This window comes from Streptomyces sp. NPDC003300, from assembly GCF_040610915.1.
Taxonomy (GTDB): Bacteria; Actinomycetota; Actinomycetes; order Streptomycetales; family Streptomycetaceae; genus Actinacidiphila.
This window is the reverse complement of sequence record NZ_JBEXNE010000034.1, coordinates 56,578-76,923: the sequence shown is the minus strand read 5'-3', so window position 1 is coordinate 76,923 and position 20,346 is coordinate 56,578. Positions and strand designations below refer to the sequence as shown.

Here is a 20,346-nt window from a genome sequence, read left to right as displayed (position 1 = left end):
GCTCCGCCACGACCCTCCCCGCGGGCCCGGGGGTGGGGGGGGCGGTGTGGGTGTAACGCTCCGGGGGGGGGGGCCCCCCCCCCCCCCCCCGCGGCTCCGGGCACAAGAACGACCATCTGACGACGGCGGCCAGCACCGCCGGGCGGATCACCGACCCGCCCGCGACCGTCCCGCACATCCCCCTGCCCCAGAAGTCCTCGGCGTCGCCCGCCGCCAAGCCCACGACGAAGCCCAAGGCCAGGACCAAGGCCGTGGCGCCGCGCCCGCCCGCGCCGCCGAGCCCGACGGCCCGGCCGACCGCGACACCGACGAGGAAGGCGACGACCCCGTACCTCGGCCCCGGCCCGCAGATGCCCGGCGACGACAGGACCGCCTCGGCCACCGTCCTCCGGCTGGCGGCGCGCGAACCCGGCCGCCACATCTGCTACCGGGTCTACGTGGCGACCTTCGGCTGGCAACTCGCCGTCTGCGACGGGTCCGTGGCGGGCTCCGAGGTGGACGCGCGGAGCATCAAAGCCATCCAGATCGCCGTGTCCGGCACCAAGGGCACCTCCGCCAACGCCTACTTCCAGGCGAAGGGGTGGGTGAACAAGTCGTGGGTCACCGTGGAGGACGGCGCCGATCTGACCCTCGGCGCGGCCAGGCAGGACGCGCCCAACATCTCTGGCTTCGGCATCAGCGTCGGCAGGGCCACGGGCACCGTCTGCCAGAACACGTACAGCCGCGGCGGACCGTGGGGCAGCATGGCCTGCGACACCCCGCAGACCGCCGACAACTACATCTTCGGCGGCACGCTGGACGAGACGCGCTGGCTGGACGCGGTGCGGTTCACCGTCTGACGGGCGCCGACGAGCAGGGGACGGCCGTGCGTCGGCCGTCCGCCGGCGGTCCGGGTCAGCCGAGCAGCCGCCAGCGGCTGTCGTCGTCGGTGCCGCACGAGCCGATCACGAGCCGGGCGGAGGGCGCCTTCTTGTCGGCGCCCTCGACGCGCAGGCACAGATGGTTGCTCGCGTAGTTGCGTATCCACACGCTGTCGCCCCCGGCCGGGGCGAGCCACCACAGTTGGTTGTCCGCCAGCGTCCCGGTGCAGTTCGCCTCGGACAGCTCGGTCCCCGACGGCTGCGCCCCGCGCTCCGGCGGGTCGATGCACAGACCGTCCATCGTGTTGGAGAACTGCACGAGATCGGTGCCGCCGGGGCCGCTCGCGGGGAGCTTGACCGTCATGTTCCAGAACTGGTTGTCCTGGTCGGTGCCGTCGCAGTGGTACTGGTCGATCTCCAGGCCCAGTTGGCCCGGTCCGTTGTAGGGGATGTCGACGCACATCCCGCTGTAGGCGTTCATGATCAGCACCTTGCGGTCGTGCGCGGTCAGCGCCCGCGGGTCCTTGCCGCCCGACCCGGCCGTCCGCTTCGGCGTCGGCGTGCTGGAAGGGGTCCTGTGCGGCTTGGGCGAGGCGGTGTGCGGGACGGGCTTCCCGGTCCGCTTCGGCACGGTCTTCGTCGGCTTCGGGGTGGGCGACGGCGACGCGGAGTGCGCGATGTTCTTGTACGCGGCGGTCCGTTGGGCCGCCAGGTCCCGCTTCTTGTCGTGCTCGTCCGCCTGGTGGCTGCGCCAGGCGCCCATGCCCAGCGTGGCGCCCGCGACGAGGGCCAGTACGGCCACGGCGCCCGCGACCCTGCTGCCCACACGCGAGTGCTCGCCGGGCTGACGGGTGTGCGTCGTCAACGCCTCGACGAACCGCGCCCGTTGCCGCCGCTTCGCCTCGTCGTGGTCACTCTCGCTCAACGCCGCTCCCCACTCGCGGAAGGTCCAACTGGCAGGGTACGCAGATGCGTTCGCGCCGCCCGCTGACGCCGGCCGGGACGGGCGCGGCTCACCGCGGCGCCGATCCGTACAGCTCGCGCTCGCGCAGCACTTCCGCCGCCGTCGCCAGCGCGGTGGACAGGCGGCGCCGGTAGGTGCTGAAGGACAGTCCCGCCCGGCTCGCGGCGGCCTGCTGGCTGCGCGGCCCGCTCAGATACGTGATCTCCAGGACGTTGCCCAACTGCCGTCGTCCCGGCTGCGCGCGCAGGTACGCCACCGTCTCGGTCAGCACCTCGCGCAGCGCCGCCGCGTCCCCGTCCGGCGCCACCAGCCGGGTGCCGAGCAGCGAGCTCTCCGCGAGCTGCCGCGCGTCCTGGAGGCTGCGGTAGGCGTGCTTGACGGCTTCGGCGAACTCCGGCCACGGCATGGCGGCCTCCGCGGTGACGGTCACCGGCGCCGGGCCCGGCGCGGGCTCGTCGGCCAGCAGCCGGACCCGCAGATCCACCGCCCACCGGTCGAAGGGCGCGCTGCGCCAGTCCTGCACGAAGGCCAACGCCCTTTCGCCGTAAGCCCCTTCGCCGTACGGTCCTTCGGCCGGTGCCACCCGCTGCTGCCCGTACAGGTCGAGCAGCGAGGCGAGGCCCGGCCGGTCAGGGGCCGCGCAGGTCCAGCTCACCGCGAGGTTCGGTGTGGTCGCCCACAGCGTGGTCAGCGCGAAGGCCGCGGCGGCGGCGCCGCCGGTGCTCCACCGCGCCAGCAGCAGCCGCTCGGCGCGCCGCAGCGGCCGGCGGCCGGCGGTGTACTCCAGCGCGGCACGCGCCGTCGGGTCGTCGGGCAGCCCGGTGGCCCCCGGGTCCAGGCAGGGCGCGACGAGGGCGGCGGTGACGCCGCGGCGGCCGTCCTCGGCGACGCAGAAGGCGCCCGGCTGCCGGTCCCACCACTGCCGGGCCAGAGCGGCGGCCTCGTCGCCGTGCTCCTTGCCGATCGCGGCCAGCACCTCGTCCAGATCCTCCGGGCGGGCGGTGCGCAGCCGCAGCCGGTCCGTACCGCGCCAGTCGACCGTCTCCCGCGGGAAGCGGCCGGAGCGCCCCAGATAGGCCAGGCCCGCGCCGAACGCCCAGCGGCTGCCCGTGCGGCACGCCAGTTGCTCTGCCAGATGCGCGTGCAGCCGGGTGAAGAGCCGTTCGTACGCCGACAGGTCGCGCCAGCGCAGCTCGACCAGGAGCGCCTCGCGGACCAGCTCGTGCGGGACCAGGCCCTCGGCGGTGCTGCGGACGAAGGAGAGTCCGCGCAGCCAGGCGCAGAGCTTTCCGGCCTCCGCTGACGGCACGTCGAGCGTGTGCCGCAGCAGGTCCTCGGTGGTGACCCGGGCCAGCGCCAGGACGTGCAGCGCTTCCGCCTGACCGGGCGACAGACTCTCGCGCAGCAGCAGGTGCAGCAGTTCGCCCACCAGGTCGGGGGAGTCGGCCAACTCCCAGGCGGTGCGCGGCTCCACGGAGTCCGTGGCGCGTTCGCGCGCGTCGGCGAAGAGCGCCAGGGCGAGCGGCACGCCGTGCGCGGCCCGCACGATGTCGGGGATGTCCGCCTCCGGCACGTCCCGGTTGCGCAGCAGCTTCGTGGCCTCCGCGGTGTCCATGCCGCGCAGTTCGACACTGCGCAGCGCCTGCCACCACTGCACGTCGGCCCGCCACTCGGCCGACGGGGGCCGCCGACTGCCGACCACCAGGAACAGGTGCGAGGGCATCCGCGGCAGGAACTCGTCCCGCAGCCACTGCTCCAGCGGCCCGAGGGCCTCACCGGAGTCGATGAGCAGCAACTGGGCTTCCTGCGACGGGCCTTGCGCGTCGAGGGCGGCCAGGAACGCCTCCGGTGTCGCGGCCGTGGCGCGCATGTCGACGGTGCGGACCGTCCTGCCGTGCGCCTCGGCCTCGTCGGCGAACCGGTGCAGCAGGCTGCTCTTGCCGAAGCCGCCCATGCCGTGCAGCCACACCACGAAGCAGGAGCGCCGGTCGCTGAGCATCAGGTCCCGCAGCAGCCGCAGTTCCGCGGTCCTGCCGGTGAACACCGCTCTCCTGCGGGCCGCCAGCGTGTACCCGTGGGAGTCGGCCGGCAGGGGTGTGGGGGATATGCGCATCATCTATTGATGAGTCCTCGGGAGCGGGTGCGGTTCCCCCGGGCGCCGGGACGTCCGGTCCCGCGCCGGTCTCCGGTGCCGTGGGCTCGAACGAGAAGGGTCACTGATCGCTCCCGTCGCGGATGGGGGTGGGCGCCACAGGCCGGCGCGACCGGGGCCGTCACTCGGCGGCGGGGTACTGCCTACCCTGGTGGGTCGATGTTAGACCCATCGATACGCGGACGGGCGACGGCCAGAGATATATGTCCCGTTGTGCTGTTGCAGTGCATTTGCGCAGGCGAAGCGGGGTGCGGGCGCTGTCGATCTCCGCCGGGGCGGGACGGCCTGACGTGCTTTCTGCCTAGCAGGTTGGGCCAATTCAAGCCGAAGACAAGAGAGTGCACGGGGCATGCTTGACTGCCTCCCGCGTGGATAAGGTGGTTTGGCTGAGATGCGCAACGGGGAAGGCCGGGCACCTGGTGGACAGCGACGTGCAGGTGAGTCGTCACTCGGACGTACCCATCTACCGGCAGATCGTGACCCAGGTGTCGTTCATGATCGAGACCGGCGATCTCGCGGTCGGCCAGACCCTTCCCAGCGCCCGGCTGCTGGCCGACAACCTCCAGATCAACCGCAACACGGTGGCCCGCGCGTACGCGGAGTTGAGCGAGCTGGGCCTGGTCGAGAGCCGGGGCCGCAGCGGGACGACCGTGGTCGGTACGGGCCTGGCGCGTACGAGTTCGCCCGCCAGGGACCGGGCGTGGGCGGTACTGGACGCGGCGGCCAGGGAGTGCGTCGCGCTCGGCCTGTCCGCCGTCGAGATCCAGTCACTCGTGACGAGCCTCGCCCTGCGTGCCGAGGACGACGTCCTCAAGGTCGCGTTCGTGGAGTGCAACGCCGACCGGGCCGGCTACTTCGCGAGCGAACTCGGCCTGCACCTCGGTCTCAAGGTCAAGCCCCTGGTGCTCGGGGACTTCTCGCCCGAGGAGGAGCACGACGACCTCGCCCTCACCACGTTCTTCCATCTGGCCGAGGTGCGGCGGCTGTGGCGCGGGGAGCCGACCGAGGTGGTCGCCATCGTCGCCGCGCCGCATGTGCAGACGCTGGTGCGGATCGCCTCCGCCGCCAGGAGCGGCACGGTGGGCATCTGTTACTCCACCTACGGCCAGGCCGTCAGCATCCGGGACTCCCTGACGCAGTCCGGGATCAGCAACGTCAGGGTGCTGCACGGGGACGAGGGGGAGGATGTCGGGGACCTCGACCTCGTCGTGATCCCCAGCGACATGCCGCAGTTGAAGGCGCGCTTCGAGGAGCGGGTCGAGGTGGTCGAGTTCGGCAATGTGCTGGACGCCGCGTCCGTCCGGATGGTGACGCAGGTCGTCGGCGACATGCAGGCGGCCAAGCTGGCCGCCAAACGGGCCGCCGCCTCCGCCGCGCGCGGCTGACGTATCCGCCGCGCGTGGGGAGGCCCGGTGCTCCCCCGCGGAGAGGGAGGGCTGGGGAGCACCGGGCGTGAGGGGCGGGATTACCCGAGGAGCCGGGTCACCCGAGGTGCGGGGTCACTTGGGGGTCGTGGCCACTTGGGGGTCCGGGTCACCGGTGGTGCGCGGCGAGACCCTGGTGAACGGCGTTGATCAGCTCGCCGTCCGCCGTGTCGCCGTCCAGGGACCAGACCATCGCGCCGCCCAGGTGGGCCCGCTTGATGTAGGCGGTCTTCTGGGCGATGACCTGCGGGTCGTCGTAGGTCCAGAAGTTGGTGCCGTCGTAGAGCCAGGCGAAGCCGTTCCGCACGTCCCGGTGGACGGTGTAAGTGCCGGAGGAGGCAAGGGCCTTGAGGGCGTGGTAGTCCTCGTTGCCCGCCTGCCAGGTGGCGGGGGCGGGGCCGGTGGACGGCTGGAAGAGGCCCGCGGTGCCGCCGTCGGGGACGCCGGTCCAGCCCTGGCCGTAGAAGGGCACGCCGAGGACGAGCTGCCGGGCGGGTGCGCCGCGCTTGAGCCAGTCACCGACCGCCTGGGTGTCGCTGAAGTCGTGCGGGACGGGCGAGTTGCGCGGGGCCTTGAGCGCGGACTGCTGGTTGGTGGTGGCCTCGTAGGGGCCATGGAAGTCGTAGCCCTGGACGGTGCCGAAGTCGAGGTACTTGAAGATCTTCCGGACCTCGAAGCCCGCGTCGATCTTGGCCGGTGCGGCGGGCAGGAAGGCGCTCAGGTCGTAGTGCTTGTGCGCCTTGCGGCCCAACGCGTCGAGCTGGCCGCGGAATTCGGCCGCGAGCGCGGTGAAGTTCCGCTTGTCCTCGGGCCGGTAGACGGTGTCGACGTCACCGGAGGAGCCGGGCCACTCCCAGTCGATGTCCACGCCGTCGAAGAGCCCGGCGGCCGAACCGGGGCCGCCCTTGCCGTCGAGCAGCGGCAGATTGCCCTTGACGAAGATGTCCAGGCAGGACGCGACGAGCGCCTTGCGCGAGGCGGCGGTGCGGGCCGCGTCGGAGAAGTGCGTCGACCAGCCCCAGCCGCCGATCGAGATCATCACCTTCAACTTCGGGTTGGCGGCCTTCAGTTCGCGGAGCTGGTTGAAGTTGCCCGCCAGCGGCTGCTCGGCGGTGTCCGCGGTGCCGTCGACCGAGGAGGCGGCGTCGAGCGGGCGCTGGTAGTCGGCCCAGGCGTCGCCCTCGCCGGCCACGTTGGCCTCGAAGCACTTGCCGTCGGCGCCGATGTTGGCGAACGCGTAGTTGAGGTGGGTGAGTTTGGCCGCGGTGCCCGAGGTCTGGACGTTCTTCACCTGGTAGTCGCGTCCGTAGACGCCCCACTGGGTGAAGTAGCCGACGCTCTTGTACGACGAGGCGGAGGAGCCGTGGTCGTCACGGCCGTGCGCCTGGGCGGCGGAGCCGCCCGTGACGGCGGGCAGGACGGCGACCAGGGAGAGGGTGGCTGCGGTTGCGGCCATACGGCCGAGAATTCTTCGACGCATGCGCGTGAAGGTATTGGTCTGGACCAATAAGGGTCAAGGGGGACGGCACAACCCGTTCACAACCCGTCGGCGCAGAACCGTAGGATCCCCCAGTGGACATACCGCCGCCGCCCCCGCCTCCGCCGTCCTCCGACGACGCGCCCCCGTCCCAGCCGCCGCACGACGCCCCCACTTCGCCGTACGCCGGGCTGCCCTCGTATCCGCAGAAGCCGTACGACCAGCAGGGCGGACCGCCGTACAGCGGTCCGGGACAGCCGACGTACGGCGGCCCGTCATCGGGCGGGCCCGGCCCCTACGGCTCCGTGCCCCCGCCCTACAGCGGACAGCAGCCCCCCGGCTCCGCGCCGCCCTACGGCGGGCAGGCCCCGTATCCCGGCCAGGCCCCGTATTCCGGGCAGCCTCCCTACGGCGGTCAGGGTCCGCACGGCGGCCAGGCCCCCTACGGCGGGAATCCGTACGGCGGGCAGAATCCGTACGGTCCCCAGCCGTATCCCGGCTATCCGCAGACCGCCGGCTGGTACAACCCGCAGGCGAACACCAACGGCATGGCCATCGCCTCGCTCGTGGTGGGCTTCACCTGCATCCCCGTCCTCGGGGTGATCTTCGGCCTGGTCGCGCTCAGTCAGATCAAGAAGCGCGGCGAGCGCGGCAAGGGCCTGGCCATCGCGGGCCTGATCCTCAACGGCGTCGCCACGGTGCTTCTCGCGGTCTTCATCGCGCTCGGCGTGGCGGGCGCCTTCGACGACGGCAACACCCGCGTCGACCGGATCAGGGTCGGCCAGTGCTTCAACACGGTCGACAGCTCGCTGGGCGACTACGGCGGCGACGGCGCGCGCTCCACCACCGTGGACGTCGTCGACTGCTCCGAGGAGCACGACGCGGAGGCGTACGCGATCTTCACCGTCGACGCGGCGGACGACGGCGGCTACCCCGGAACGGATCGCATCTCGGCCGTCGCGGAGTCGAAGTGCGCCTCTTACGCGGACGACTACGCGGACGGCACGCCCTGGGAGAAGAGCGCCGACGTCTACTACTACATGCCTCCGGCGGACGGCTGGCGCCGCGGCGACCACAAGGTGACCTGCTTCTTCGGCGCCACGCACGGCTCGATGACCGGCTCGGTGAAGGACGGAGGCACCAACTCCGGATTCGGAGTGTGATGCTCGGGGGAGGGCTTGCGGACGGGCACCGACGGTTGTCAAGCTGTCGCAGACAGTCAACCCCTTGGGAGGGGCACGTGCCTTTCGGTGAGCAGCCCGCCTACCTTCGCGTCGCCGAGGATCTGCGGCGCAAGATCCTCGACGGGACGCTCCCGCCGCACGCGCGGCTGCCCTCGCAGGCCCGGATCCGTACCGAGTACGGGGTCTCGGACACCGTCGCGCTCGAAGCGCGCAAGGTGCTGATGGCCGAGGGCTTCGTGGAGGGCAGGTCCGGCTCCGGCACGTACGTACGGGAGCGGCCGAGGCCGCGGCGCATCGTCCGCAGCGGCTACCGGCCCGCCGGGACGGCCAGCCCGTTCCGGCAGGAGCAGGGGGACGAGGGGTGCAAGGGCACCTGGGAGTCGCGCAGCGTCCAGGACCACGCCTCGCCCGCCGTCGCCGAGCGGCTGCGGATCGAGCCCGGCGACCGGGTGATGCGCACCCACTACCTCTTCCGCACCGAGGGTGAGCCCTCGATGCTCTCCACCTCCTGGGAGCCGCTGGCGCTGACCGCCCGCACACCGGTGCTGCTGCCGGAGGAAGGGCCGGTCGGCGGCCAGGGGGTCGTGGAGCGGATGGCGGCGATCGACCTGGTGGTCGACCACATGGCCGAGGAGGTCGGCGCCCGGCCGGGGCTCGCGGAGGAGACGGCGGCGCTCGGCGGAGTGCCGGGGCACATCGTCATCGAGATCCAGCGCACGTACTACTGCTCGGGGCAGCCGGTGGAGACCGCGGACGTCATCATCCCGGCGGAGCGGTACCGGGCCGTCTACCACCTGCCGGTACGCTGACCCGCCGTCAACTCCCTTGCGGCGCCTGGCGGTACGGATGGTCCGGGCGGTACGGGCGCTGGTGTCCACTCCGGCGTGCGCCCGGCGTGACCGCCGGGGGCGTCGGACACGTGTGACCTACAGTCAACTTCTGGTCGAACACCTGGCCGGAACGGTACCTCTTCGTGTCATTCCGTGCCCGCGCCGTGAACCTCGGGCGTAGGGTCGGGCATATGCGCATCGCCGTTTCCTCGGACATGGATGAACCGGTGGCCAGGCAGGTCGTCGACGAGCTTCGTCACCGTGGTCACACGGTGCTCGCCTACGGCGCACTGCGCCCCGGAGACCGCAAGGACTGGGCCTGGAGCGCGGAGGCGGCGGCCCGCGCGGTGGCCGAGGGCGCGGCCGACCAGGCGGTGGTCTGCTGCTGGACCGGCACCGGCGCGTCCATCGCCGCGAACAAACTCCCGGGCGTCCGGGCCGCGTTGTGCGCCGACGCGTACACCGCGCGGGGTGCCCGCCGGTGGAACGACGCCAACGCGCTGGCGCTGAGCCTGCGTTCGGTGTCCGGCGCCGTACTCGCCGAGATCCTGGACGCCTGGTTCGACAGCGCCGCGAGCGACGCGGCGGACGACCGGGACAATGTCGCGCACCTGGCGGACCTGGAAGCCGGTTCCGATGCCGCGACCTCGCCTGAGGGGGCCTGAGCTGATGACGACCGACCTCGTATGGCTCCTCATACGGCAGGACGAGAGCGGTAACCGGTACCGGGTCGGGCGCTACGCCACCCGCGCCGAGGCCGAGCGCGTCGCGGCCACGCTGAACGGCCCCGGCCTCAACCGGGACCAGCAGCAACGGCGTTACGTGATCGAGCGGTTGACGCCGCGCGCCGTGCAGTCCTCGTAACGGGTTCGCGCCGCGCGCTGTGCAGTCCTCGTAACGGGTTTCCGCCGCGCGCTGTGCGGGTCGCGGGTCTCCGTCTTACGTATCCTGCGTCGCATGACCGAACGTGTGGTGGTGGGCGGGGCCGTGCTCGACGCCGGACGGCTGCTGGCCGCGCGGCGGACCGCGCCGCCCGCGCTGGCGGGACGCTGGGAACTGCCGGGCGGCAAGGTCGAGGCGGGGGAGAGCCCGCCGGACGCGCTCGTGCGCGAGCTGCGCGAGGAGCTGGGCGTCACGGTGGAGCCCCTCCAACGCGTCCCCGGCGCCTGGCCGTTGGCCAACGGCCTCACCCTGCACGTCTGGACCGCCCGCCTGGTGAGCGGCACGCCCCGCCCCCTCCAGGACCACGACGAGCTGCGCTGGCTGCTCCCCGCGCAGACCTCCGACGTCGACTGGCTCGACCAGGACCGCCCGGCGGTCGAGTGGGCGACACGCCTTCTGGTCGGCTGACGGCCTGAGGGTAGGGTTTTTCGGTGTCCGCGACCGAGACGGGGGATTCGATGCTGGTGCAGGTGGAACGCGACGGTGTGGTGCTGGTGCTCGGCCACCGGGTGGGCGAGGGCAGGCCGCTGCTGATCGTTCCCGGGGTCATGGCCGACGCCGTGTCGTGGCAGCCGGTGGTGGACGCGCTTCCGGCCGGCCGGCCGGTGTACGTACTGAACCGGCGCGGCCGACGGCCCAGCGGTGAGCTGGGTGACGGATACGGGGTCGGCACCGAGGTCGCGGATCTGCGGCGGGTGCTCGACGAGGTGGCCGGGCGGCACGGCGGCGACGGCGGGGTGGACCTCTTCGGATGGAGCTACGGCGGCCTGATCGCGCTGGAGGCCGCGACGCGGCACTCCGGCGTGCGTTCCCTGACCCTCTACGAGCCGGTGGTGCGGCCCTTCGGCGCGCAGGTGCTGGACTCGCTGCGCGCGGCCGACGCGGCCGGTGACCTGGACCGGGCCGTGGAGATCGTCAACCGGGACGTGTCCGGATTCTCCGCCGAGTACGTCGCCGAGCTGCGCCGGAGCCCGGCCTGGCAGGTGCTGCGGCCTCTCGCCGCGCCGCTCGGGCGCGAGCTGACCGCCCTGAACGAGCACCACGCCGACCTGGCCGCCTACGGCAAGCTCGACATGCCCGTCACCCTGCTGGTCGGCGGCGACGACGACGGCGTCGGGCCCTACTGGGAGCCCTTCGCCCGCATCGCGGGCGCCATGCCCCGCGCCCGCGTCCACGTCATTCCGGGCCAGGGCCACCTCGCCCACGTCCAGGGCCCGGCCGCCCTGGCCGCCGCCCTCACCCAAGCCCTAGCCCTAGCCTGACGGCCCCGCCCGCCCCCCCCGGCCCGCCCTCGCCGCACCTGCCCCCCCGGCGGGACCCCGCCGCACCTGACCCCGGCGGGACCCCGCCGCACCTGCCCCCGTGTCCGCCCTCGCCGCACCTGCCCCCGGCGCGGGCCCCGCCGCGCCCGGGGCTTTCCGTGCCACCGACCCCGACCCCTGGTCGCATCTGGCGCCTGCGCCTGACCAACCCGGCCGCCCTCGGCCTCCAGCCGGCCCCGGCCGACTCCCGACCTCGGGCTCCCGTCGCTAGCGCCGCTCCAGGCGCTTCCCGCGCCGCTGGCCTCGCCCCCGCCGCGCCTGGCGCTCCCGGCTCCGGCCGACCCCGGACCCCGGTCGCCTCCAGCGCCCGCGCCGCGCCGCGCGCTCCCCGCTGGCCCCGGCCTCACGGTCGCCCCCGGCTGACCCCGGCCGCTACGCCGTCTCCCCGTGGCCCGCGCGGTATCGGGGTGTTTGGGGGAATATCGGGTAAGAGGGATAATTCCCACTGACAGTGGCCGGGGCGGAACCGGCCCGACCCGGTCGGGGGTGACGCATGAGCGCCAGCGGCGGCGATGGCCCTGAGGCGTCCCCGAACCGCGCCCCGGACCCCGCCGCAGGCGGTCCCGCTGAGGTCAGCCCGGACCCCGCCGAGGGCGGCCAGGTCACCGCCGCAGGCGGCCAGGCTCCCGCCGGTGGCGGTCCCGCCGAGGTCAGCCCGGACCCCGCCGCAGGCGGCCAGGCTCCCGCCAGCGGCGGTCCCGCTGAGGTCGGCCCAGCCCCTGCGGAAGGCGGCCAGGTCCCCGCCGCAGGCGGACAGGTCCCCGCAGGGGAGAGCCCCCCGGCGGGGGAGAGCCACCGGGCCGGGGAGGGGGAGCCGGGGGTGGGGCGGCCGCATCGGCATCATCATCCGGATATGGATCCCGATCCGGAGTCGTGGGGTGAGGGGCGGGGAAAGAGCACGGGGACGCTGCTCGACACGCTGCGGGTGGCGGTCGTCATGCTGGACACGTCGGGGCGGGTGCTGCTGTGGAGCCCCCTGGCACAGGAAGTGCTGGGCTGGGCGGGGGAGCACATCGTGGGCCGCCGGGTGGGCGGGCTGTTCGGGCCGCCCGAGAGCCCGCCGGGACAGTCCCCGCGGCGCGGGCCGGACGAGATCCCGCGGATGCCGGACCCCAGCCCCGCCGAGCAGATCCTCGCCGACCTGCTGCGAGGGGGCCGCTGGGACGGCATCCTCTCGCTGCGGCACCGCGACGGCCACACCGTCCAGGTGGAGACCCGTGCCTCGCTGCTGGTCGACGGCGACGGCCGCCCCTTCGTCCTGGCCTCGATGGTCGAGACGAGCCGCCTGCGGACGCTGGAGCACGACCTCGCCGCCCTCGACTCGCTCTTCGACTCCTCACCCCTCGGCGTCGCCATCTTCGACCGCGACCTGCGCTACGTACGGCTCAACGAGGCGCTGGCGGCGATGAACGGCAGGCCCGTCGCCGACCACATCGGCCACACCGTGCAGGAGGTGCTGGACGAGCGGTCGGCCGCCGACCTCACCGCGCTCCAGCGGGACGTCCTGGCCACCGGACGGCCGGTGATCGACCTGGTCACGTACGCGCCGCACGGCCGCGGCCACCGCTCGCTGTCGTACCACCGGCTGGTCGACCGGGCCGGGCGGGTGCTGGGGATCAGCGCCACCGTCATCGACGTGACCGAGCGCGTGCAGGCCGCCGCGAAGGTCGAGCGGGCCCGGCGGCGGCTGGCGCTGCTCAACGACGTGGGCACCCGGATCGCGAACGTGCTGGACGTCCGCCGGTGCGCCGAGGCGCTGGCCGCCGCCGTCGTGCCGACCTTCAGCGACTACTCCGGGGTGATCCTGCACGCCGAGGTCGCCGACGGCGGCGAGCTGCCGACCGCGCCGTACGGCGACAACACCCCGATGCGGCAGCTCGGCACGGGCGCGGTGCGCTGGGGGCCCGAGGTCGAGCGGATGATCCTGACCGGGCAGCCGATCCGCTTCACCCGCAAGTCGATCTTCGGCACGGTGCTGACCACCGGGCAGCCCCGGATGGTGAGTTCGGAGGAGGAGCTGCTGGCCACCACCTTCCCCGGCGACCCGAAGGTGCGCGCGGCCATCGCGCTCGGCGTCCACTCGCTGCTCGTGCTGCCGCTGCGGGCCCGCGGCGTCGTCCTCGGCCTGCTGGTGGTCAGCAGGGCCCGCGAGCGCGAGCCGTTCGACCACGACGACCTGGCCCTCGCGATGGAGCTGGCCAACCGCGCGGGCGCCGCCCTGGACAACGCCCGGCTCTACGTCCGCGAGCGCGAGGGCGCCCTGATGCTCCAGCGCAGCCTGCTCCCGCAGAGCGTCGTGGAACCGCCCGGCGTCGGCGTCGCCTTCCGGTACGTGCCCGGCAGCAGCGGCGCGGAGGTCGGCGGCGACTGGTTCGACGTGATCCCGCTGGCCGGGGGCCGGGTCGCCTTCGTCGTCGGCGACGTGATGGGCCACGGCCTGGGCGCGGCGGCCACCATGGGCCGGCTCCGTACCGCCGTACGGACGCTCGCCGGGCTCGACATGCCGCCGGACGAGCTGCTGCGCCGGGTCAACGAGCTGGGCGACGACCTCGCGCAGGGCCAGGCCGAGGGCTGGATGGCCACCGCCGTCTACGCCGTCTACGACCCCTCGACGCGCCGGATCGCCATCGCGCAGGCGGGCCACCTGCCGCCGGTCCTGGTCGAACCCGTCACGCGGGCGCCGGGCGACGAGGAACCCGATGCCCACCCGGACGAGTGCCATGCCCGGCTGGTCGAGCTGCCCTCCGGCGTCCCCCTGGGCGTCGGCGGCGTCCGCTTCGAGACCACGGAGCTTGCGGTCGCCGACGGCGCGGTCCTCGTGCTCTATACCGACGGCCTGGTGGAGACCCGCGGCCAGGACATCGGCGAGGGCCTGGAACGGCTGCGCCAGACGCTGTGCCGCCCGCTGCCCTCACTGGAGGACTCCTGCGACGACGTGCTCGCCATCATGCAGCCGGGCCGCGAGCCCGACGACGTGGCGCTGCTGATGGCCAGGCTCGGCGGGCTGCCCGCCGGATCCACCGCCTCCTGGACGTTCCCCGCCGAGCCCAGCGCCGTCCGGCTGGCGCGCCGCCGGGTCCGTGACACCCTGGTCGAATGGGGTCTCGCGCAGCTCACCGACGTCACGATGCTGCTGGTCAGCGAGCTAGTCACCAATTCGCTGCGGTACGCGCACGGACCGATCGGTGTACGGATGGTGCGCGGCGGCTCGCTGCTGGTGGAGGTCTCCGACCCGCTGCCGGACCCGCCGCGCGAGCGGATCGCCACCCTGGAGGACGAGGGCGGCCGTGGTCTGCAACTGGTCGCACGGGCCTCACGGCGCTGGGGAACGCGTCACGGACCGTTCGGAAAGACCGTCTGGTTCGAACTGGCTCTGCCGTGACGCGCGCGATGATTCACGGGAGCTGTGCCGGGTATGCCGAAGACGCGGGAGCGAGGGGTGTGACCGCGCTGTCCCGGGGACGGTCCCCGTACCCCAGGAGCCGAGATGATGCTGTGATCGACAAGACCGTGTGCTGGACGGTCCTCATGCTGAATACTCGGCTCCAACCGGTCCATGTGTGCTGAGCTGGAGGGGTCGGGCGAGTGAGCGACATGCCAGCGAGGGCGGTACCGCCCCGAGACGACACGGACGCGGTCGACGCGGTCTGGCAGTCGAGTCCGCCCGGTTCGCTCTACGACTACATACGCGTGGCGTCGTTCTCGCTCGACGGTGACGGCCGGATCGACCAGTGGAGCGCGCGGGCCGCGCAGTTCTTCGGCGTACCGGCGGAACGCGCGCTCGGCCGCGACCCGGTGAACGCCTTCGCGCCCGAGCACCTACGCGAGCGCGCGCACGAGCGCCTCGCGGAGATCCTCGACGGCCGCGAGTGGACCGGACTCGTGCCGTACCGGGACGCCTCGGGCGGCCAGGGCCTGGCCGAGGTCTACGTGATGCCCGCCGACCACGGCGCGCTGTGCATCGCGGTCGACGTCGCCACGCTGCGCCAGATCGAGACCGATCTGGCCGCCTCCCAGGCGGTGTTCGGGCAGTCGCCGATGGGCTTCGTGCTCTTCGACACCAGCCTGCGGCTGATCCGGGTCAACGAGCGCTTCGCGACCGTCTTCGGCCGTGAGGCCGAGGAGAACCACGGCCGCGGCCCGCACGACTTCCTCTCCCGCGTCGAGGCCGACCGGCTCAGCGCCGCGCTGCGCCAGGTGCTGGAGACCGGCGAGCCCGTTCTGGACATGCCGCTGGTCGGCACCGTGCCCGGCGATCCGGGGCGGCGGCGCTGGTCGATGTCGCTGTACCGGCTGCACAGCGGCACCGGGCGGCCGATCGGCGTCGCGGGACTCGCGATGGACGTCACCGGACGTCAGCGAGCCGAGCGCGAGGCCGCGCACGCCCGCCGCAATCTCGCGCTGCTCAACGAGGCGGGCGCCCGTATCGGCACCTCGCTCGACCTGGAGACCACCGCGCGCGAACTGCTGGACGTCGCCGTCCCGCACTTCTGCGACATCGCCTCCGTCGACCTCTACCAGGCCCTGCTGTCCGGCGCCGAGGATCTGACGGGCACCACCGACGGCAGCGGGGACGTGCGCCGGGTGGCGTTCGCCAGTTCCGTGTCGGACGCGCCGATAGCGATGGCCGGGGACGACGACGATGTGGCGGACGGTCCGGTCGCGGTCGGCGCCGTGCACCGCTACCGCTTCAGCTCCGCCAGCGCGCGGGCGCTGCGCACCGCGCAGCCGCAGGTGATCGACGGCGACGGGGGGCCCGACCTCGGCGGCACCCTGGTGCAGTCCACGCTCGTGGTGCCGATGGTCGCCCGCGACACCGTACTGGGGCTGGTGCAGTTCTCCCGCGCCAAGGGCAGCGAGCCGTTCGTGGACCGCGACCGGATGCTCGCCGAGGAACTGGCCGCCCGCGCCGCGGTGTTCATCGACAACGCCCGGCTCTACCGGCGTGAGCACGAGCGCGCGCTGATCCTCCAGCGCAGCCTGCTGCCCCCCGACGACCCCGAGGCCGCGGGCCTCGACATCGCCTGCCGCTACCTGCCGGGCAGCATGGAGACCGAGGTCGGCGGCGACTGGTTCGACGTCATCGAACTGCCGGGCCACCGCACCGCGTTGGTGGTCGGCGACGTGATGGGCCGCGGCCTGCGCGCCGCCGTCGCGATGGGCGAACTGCGCACCGCCGTACGGACCCTGGCCGCGCTCGACCTCGAACCCGCCGAAGTGCTGGGCGCGTTGGACGAGGTGGCCAACGGCCTCGGCTCCCCGAACCAGGGCCGCACCCGCCGGGCCAAGGACCGCGGCGGCGCCGACCTGTCCGAGGTCTACCTGGCCACCTGTATCTACGTGGTCTACGACGCGGTCACCCGGCGCTGCACGATCGCCAACGCGGGCCATCTGCCGCCGGTCGTCGTGGAGTCGGGCGAGTCGCCGCTGCTGCTCGAAGTGCCCAGGGGAGTGCCGCTGGGCGTCGGCGGCGAGCCGTTCGAGGAGATCGAGGTCGAGCTGAACGAGGGCGCGCTGCTCGCCCTGTACACCGACGGTCTCGTGGAGTCCCGCAACCACCCGCTGGACGAGGGCCTCGACGCCTTCCGGGACTCGCTGGCCGGGCCGCCGAGACCCCTTGAGGACATCTGCGACCACGTGCTGGCCACCCTGGACACCGCGCACGGCGAGGACGACATCGCCCTGCTGATGGCCAGAATCCGCGGTCTGCCCGCGGAGCAGGTCGGCGACTGGACGCTGGAACCGCGCCCCACGTCGGTGGCCAGGGCCCGCGAGCTGGCCCGCGAGCAACTGCTGAGCTGGGGGCTCGGCGACCTGGTCGACACCACGGAACTGCTGGTCAGCGAGCTGGTCACCAACGCGCTGCGGCACGGCTACGGCGACATACGACTGCGGCTGCTGCTGGACCGCACCCTGGTGTGCGAGGTGTGGGACAGCGCCCTGGTGCAGCCGCGCCGCCGCCGCGCCCGTGACACCGACGAGGGCGGGCGCGGCCTGCAACTGGTCACCATGCTCAGCGAGAGCTGGGGCAGCCGCCGTACCCACCGCGGCAAGACCGTCTGGTTCGAACTCGCCCTGCCCGGCGAGCAGTCCCACTCCAGCGGTCCTTCGGTGGACGAACTGCTGAGCATGTTCTAGCGCCTGCCGGGCGCGGCAGGCGGACGGCCCTCGGCGGTCAGGCCGCGCGGTCCTTGAGCTTGGCCAGTCGCGCGTTGATCTCCGCGCTGTCGCCGAGCGCGTCCAGCGACTCGAACTGCGCGTCGAGCGAGGACGCGGCCAGCTCCTCCTTGCCCTTGGCCCTGGCCTCCTCGCGCCGCACCTTGTCCTCGAAGCGGCCCAGCTCGCTGGTCGGGTCGAGCACGTCGATGTTCTTGACCGCGTCCATCATCTGGTTCTGCGCCTGCGCGGACTTCGCGCGCGCCACCAACGAGTCGCGCTTGCCCTGGAGTTCGCCCAGCTTGGCCTTCATCGAGTCCAGGCCGGACTTGAGCTTGCTCACGATCTCGTTCTGCGAGGCGATCGTCGGCTCGGCCGTCCGCGCCTCCTTCTCGGACTGGAGCTGACGGCCCAGCGCGATCTTGGCGAGGTTGTCGAAACGGTCGGCCTCCGCGGCGTTGCCCGAGGCGCGCTGCTCGTCGGCCTTCTTGCTGGCCGCCAGCGCCTTGTCGCCCCACTCCTTGGCCGCCGCGACGTCCTCGGCGTGGTCCTGCTCCATCAGCCGCAGATTGCCGATGGTGGTGGCCACCGCCTCCTCGGCCTCGCGGATGTTGGTGGTGTAGTCCCTGATGAGCTGGTCCATCATCTTCTGCGGGTCCTCGGCCTGGTCGAGGAGGGCGTTGATGTTGGCCTTGGCGAGCTGGGTCACCCGGCCGAGGACGGTCTGCTTCGTCATGGTCGTACTCCTTGCGTGTCCGTATCCGTGGGCCAGAAAGGGCCGGAAAGAGGGGCCGGAAAGTAAGGGGGCCGGAAGGGAAGGGGGCGGATAGAAGGGGAGTCAGGGGAGTTCAGAACCGGCCGCCGCCGCCCATCCGGCCGCGGGTCTGGCCGCCGCCGAAGCTGCCGGGTCCCGAGCCGCCGCCCCCGAAGCCCCCGCCGAAGCCGCCGCCGCCCCGGCCGCGCCCGCCGCCGAGGATCTCGCCGAGGATGATCCCGCCGAGCACCGCGCCGCCCATGCCGCCGCCGGAGCGCCGGCCGCCGGGTCCGCCGAAGCCCCCGCCGTACCCGCCGACGTCCCGCCGGGCCGCGTCCTGCGCCTGCCGGGCCAGCCGGTCCGCCTCCTGCGCGTGCGCCAGCGCACCCGCCGCGTCGGAACCGGCGAGCGCCTCGGCCTGCTGGAGCCGCCGTTCCGCCTCGGTGAGCCGGGTACGGGCCTGGCTGCCGACCGCGCCGCGGTTGGTGGTGACCATGTCGCGGGCGGCGGCCACCTCGCTGCGCGCCCCCAGCAGCGCCTGGTCCAGCAGCCCGCGCGCCCGCTGCTCGCTGACCTCCCGCTCGCGGGCCCCGGCCAGCGCCTCGTCCAGCGCCGCGTACGCCTCCTCGACCCGGCGCAGCCCGGCGATCGGGTCGTAGCGCCCCGCCGCCAGCTCCTGCCGTACGTCGGCCACGACCGTCTCGGCGCGGGCGATCCTGCCCTGGAGGTCGGCGGTGGAGACCCCGGCGGCGGTGCCGCCGAGCAGGCCGCGGGCCTCGGCGAGGTCGGTGTCGGCCTCGGTCAGTGCGTCCCGCAGCTTCCCGTCGGCCTCCGCCAGCTCCTGGGCCCTTCGGGTGACGGAGTCGGTGAGCATGACCGCCTGGTCCAGCGCGCCCTCGGCGGCCCGTACGTACACGGCGACCTTGCCGTGGTCGGTGCCGACGGCGGCCCTGGCCTGTACGAGGCTGGCGTGGGCGAACTCCAACCGGTCCCTGGCCTCCGCCGGGTGGCCGGTGACCGGGTCGAGCGCGGCGTCCGCGTACTTCTGGGCCAGCGGCGCCAGGGACGCCTCGGCGGTGTCGATCCGGCTCGGCAGCGCCGCCGCCTTCGCCTCGGCCTGCTCCAGCACCTCCGGCGCGTTCGCCTCCAGGGCGCGCAGCCGGTCGAACGCCTCGGACTCCGCGTCCAGCCGCCGGTTGGCCTGGGTGCAGCGGGACAGGATCTCGTCCAGCATCTGCCGGCGGGTCGCGTCGTCCTCGGGTATCGCGTCGTCGAGCTGCTGCCGCAGCCGGAAGGCCGCGGTCAGCTCGGTCTTGGCGTACTCGACGGCCTCGGCGAACGGCCGCGCGGCCTCCTCGCCGAACTGCGCCGCCGCGAAGCCCACGTCCTCCTGGCTGGTGCGGACCGCGTCGTCGGTCTCCACCAGCAGATGCTTGGCCTGCGAGTCCAGCTCGGGCAGCGGGGTCGGCTGCGGGGCGCCCCAGCCGCGCTCGCCGGGCGCCGGGCGGGCGGGCTGCCGCGGGCCGCGCTTCCTGCGGAACGCCCACACCCCGACCGCGCCCGCGGCGCCGACGGCCACCACCGGAATCCACAGGTCGGCCGCGGAGTCGCCCGGGGGCGCCCCGCTGCCGCCCGGGTCCGCGGTGCCGGGGGTGATCGAGGGGACGGTCACCGGAAGGCCGCTGAGGACCGCGTCGTAGCCGGTGGCCGCGCCGATCGCGGCCCCCGCCCAGTCGTTCTGCCGCAGCGCGGGCTCGACGGCCTGGCTGCTGACCTCGTTGAGCTGGGCCGCGGTCAGGCCGGAGTCCTGGTCGGCGGAGACCGCGTACTGCCGGTCGTGGGTGGCCACCGCCAGCAGGACGTCCCGCTGGCCCAGGCCGTTCTTGGTCGCGGTCGCGTTCGCCCAGTCCTGCGGAGCGCGGCCGGAGAAGGTGCGGACGTACGCCACGAAGAGCTGGACGCGCTGCTTCTGGTAGAGGCCGTCCAGCGCCGTGACGACCTGCGGCTGCCGGTCGCCCAGCGCGCCGACCTTGTCGGTTATCTGGCCGGACCTGGACAGCGTGATCGGGTCGTCCGCCCGTGCCGACGGCGCGCCGGACAGCAGCATCAGGGCGCCGAGCGCCGCAACGATTCCCGCGAGTCGCCGCATGCGTACCGCGCCCTTCGCCGCGCCACGGCCGCTTGCCGCGTGCTCCTTTTCGGAGGCTATGTCCGATGTGTCCGGAGCGCGACTCGGAGTTCCGTTCCCGCCAGCCCGCCAGCCCGCCAGCCCGCCAGCCCG

General features: G+C 73.5%; 15 protein-coding genes. 10 read left to right on the top strand and 5 right to left on the bottom strand.

The window, feature by feature from the left end; translation table 11 throughout:
* Window positions 1-251 precede the first annotated feature (251 nt).
* Window positions 252-839: a hypothetical protein gene (locus tag ABZX65_RS32640; RefSeq protein WP_355348338.1), complete on the top strand. Its 588-nt coding sequence runs from the start codon at window positions 252-254 to the stop codon at window positions 837-839.
* A 55-nt stretch (window positions 840-894) separates the two neighbouring features.
* On the opposite strand, the gene ABZX65_RS32635 is transcribed toward ABZX65_RS32640, so the two are convergent.
* Both ABZX65_RS32635 and ABZX65_RS32630 read right to left on the bottom strand, forming a co-directional pair.
* Window positions 895-1,785 carry an RICIN domain-containing protein gene (locus ABZX65_RS32635; protein ID WP_355348335.1) on the bottom strand — a complete coding sequence of 297 codons (891 nt, stop codon included), beginning with the start codon at window positions 1,783-1,785 and terminating at the stop codon, window positions 895-897.
* A gap of 88 nt (window positions 1,786-1,873) precedes the next feature.
* Entirely contained in the window at window positions 1,874-3,940 is a 2,067-nt protein-coding gene (locus ABZX65_RS32630) for a hypothetical protein (RefSeq protein WP_355348332.1), read from the bottom strand.
* 473 nt (window positions 3,941-4,413) lie between these two features.
* Here ABZX65_RS32630 and ABZX65_RS32625 point away from each other — a divergent pair, with 473 nt between their 5' ends.
* Complete coding sequence (locus ABZX65_RS32625; RefSeq protein ID WP_355348329.1) at window positions 4,414-5,361, top strand: GntR family transcriptional regulator; 948 nt, start codon at window positions 4,414-4,416, stop codon at window positions 5,359-5,361.
* 148 nt (window positions 5,362-5,509) lie between these two features.
* Here ABZX65_RS32625 and ABZX65_RS32620 read toward each other — a convergent pair whose 3' ends face one another.
* Window positions 5,510-6,880 carry a glycoside hydrolase family 18 protein gene (locus ABZX65_RS32620; RefSeq protein ID WP_355348326.1) on the bottom strand — a complete coding sequence of 457 codons (1,371 nt, stop codon included), beginning with the start codon at window positions 6,878-6,880 and terminating at the stop codon, window positions 5,510-5,512.
* A gap of 92 nt (window positions 6,881-6,972) precedes the next feature.
* On the opposite strand from ABZX65_RS32620, the gene ABZX65_RS32615 reads away from it, so the two are divergent.
* The 8 genes from ABZX65_RS32615 to ABZX65_RS32580 all read left to right on the top strand — a co-directional run bounded on the left by ABZX65_RS32615 (window position 6,973) and on the right by ABZX65_RS32580 (window position 17,293).
* The gene (locus ABZX65_RS32615) at window positions 6,973-8,040 is read left to right on the top strand and encodes a DUF4190 domain-containing protein (RefSeq protein ID WP_355348324.1); all 1,068 of its coding nucleotides are present in this window, start codon (window positions 6,973-6,975) and stop codon (window positions 8,038-8,040) included.
* Window positions 8,041-8,117: 77 nt separating this feature from the next.
* Window positions 8,118-8,870 carry a GntR family transcriptional regulator gene (locus ABZX65_RS32610; RefSeq protein ID WP_355348321.1) on the top strand — a complete coding sequence of 251 codons (753 nt, stop codon included), beginning with the start codon at window positions 8,118-8,120 and terminating at the stop codon, window positions 8,868-8,870.
* 212 nt (window positions 8,871-9,082) lie between these two features.
* Window positions 9,083-9,556 carry an RpiB/LacA/LacB family sugar-phosphate isomerase gene (locus ABZX65_RS32605; RefSeq protein ID WP_355348318.1) on the top strand — a complete coding sequence of 158 codons (474 nt, stop codon included), beginning with the start codon at window positions 9,083-9,085 and terminating at the stop codon, window positions 9,554-9,556.
* Between the two features lie 4 nt (window positions 9,557-9,560).
* A complete protein-coding gene (locus tag ABZX65_RS32600) occupies window positions 9,561-9,755 on the top strand; it encodes an SPOR domain-containing protein (protein WP_355348316.1) in 195 nt (64 codons plus the stop codon).
* Between the two features lie 93 nt (window positions 9,756-9,848).
* A complete protein-coding gene (locus tag ABZX65_RS32595) occupies window positions 9,849-10,241 on the top strand; it encodes a (deoxy)nucleoside triphosphate pyrophosphohydrolase (protein ID WP_355348313.1) in 393 nt (130 codons plus the stop codon).
* Window positions 10,242-10,264: 23 nt separating this feature from the next.
* Window positions 10,265-11,095, top strand: coding sequence for an alpha/beta fold hydrolase (locus tag ABZX65_RS32590; RefSeq protein WP_355348310.1), 831 nt, complete (start codon window positions 10,265-10,267; stop codon window positions 11,093-11,095).
* 913 nt (window positions 11,096-12,008) lie between these two features.
* Entirely contained in the window at window positions 12,009-14,537 is a 2,529-nt protein-coding gene (locus tag ABZX65_RS32585; RefSeq protein ID WP_355348307.1) for a SpoIIE family protein phosphatase, read from the top strand.
* A gap of 212 nt (window positions 14,538-14,749) precedes the next feature.
* Window positions 14,750-17,293, top strand: coding sequence for a SpoIIE family protein phosphatase (locus ABZX65_RS32580; protein ID WP_355348363.1), 2,544 nt, complete (start codon window positions 14,750-14,752; stop codon window positions 17,291-17,293).
* Window positions 17,294-17,330: 37 nt separating this feature from the next.
* Here ABZX65_RS32580 and ABZX65_RS32575 read toward each other — a convergent pair whose 3' ends face one another.
* Both ABZX65_RS32575 and ABZX65_RS32570 read right to left on the bottom strand, forming a co-directional pair.
* Window positions 17,331-18,047 (bottom strand): PspA/IM30 family protein, encoded by a 717-nt coding sequence (locus ABZX65_RS32575; RefSeq protein ID WP_355348304.1) that lies wholly within the window; start codon window positions 18,045-18,047, stop codon window positions 17,331-17,333.
* 112 nt (window positions 18,048-18,159) lie between these two features.
* On the bottom strand, window positions 18,160-20,214 hold the full coding sequence (locus ABZX65_RS32570; RefSeq protein ID WP_355348302.1) for a TPM domain-containing protein: 2,055 nt from the start codon (window positions 20,212-20,214) through the stop codon (window positions 18,160-18,162).
* Between the last annotated feature and the right edge of the window lie 132 nt (window positions 20,215-20,346).

What these genes read in the sequence shown, in the direction of transcription:
- ABZX65_RS32630 (WP_355348332.1), bottom strand. Translation starts at nt 3,940, where the DNA reads ATGATGCGCATATCCCCCACACCCCTGCCGGCCGACTCCCACGGGTAC.
- ABZX65_RS32620 (WP_355348326.1), bottom strand. Translation starts at nt 6,880, where the DNA reads ATGCGTCGAAGAATTCTCGGCCGTATGGCCGCAACCGCAGCCACCCTC.
- ABZX65_RS32605 (WP_355348318.1), top strand. Translation starts at nt 9,083, where the DNA reads ATGCGCATCGCCGTTTCCTCGGACATGGATGAACCGGTGGCCAGGCAG.
- ABZX65_RS32600 (WP_355348316.1), top strand. Translation starts at nt 9,561, where the DNA reads ATGACGACCGACCTCGTATGGCTCCTCATACGGCAGGACGAGAGCGGT.
- ABZX65_RS32595 (WP_355348313.1), top strand. Translation starts at nt 9,849, where the DNA reads ATGACCGAACGTGTGGTGGTGGGCGGGGCCGTGCTCGACGCCGGACGG.
- ABZX65_RS32585 (WP_355348307.1), top strand. Translation starts at nt 12,009, where the DNA reads ATGGATCCCGATCCGGAGTCGTGGGGTGAGGGGCGGGGAAAGAGCACG.
- ABZX65_RS32580 (WP_355348363.1), top strand. Translation starts at nt 14,750, where the DNA reads ATGCCAGCGAGGGCGGTACCGCCCCGAGACGACACGGACGCGGTCGAC.
- ABZX65_RS32575 (WP_355348304.1), bottom strand. Translation starts at nt 18,047, where the DNA reads ATGACGAAGCAGACCGTCCTCGGCCGGGTGACCCAGCTCGCCAAGGCC.
- ABZX65_RS32570 (WP_355348302.1), bottom strand. Translation starts at nt 20,214, where the DNA reads ATGCGGCGACTCGCGGGAATCGTTGCGGCGCTCGGCGCCCTGATGCTG.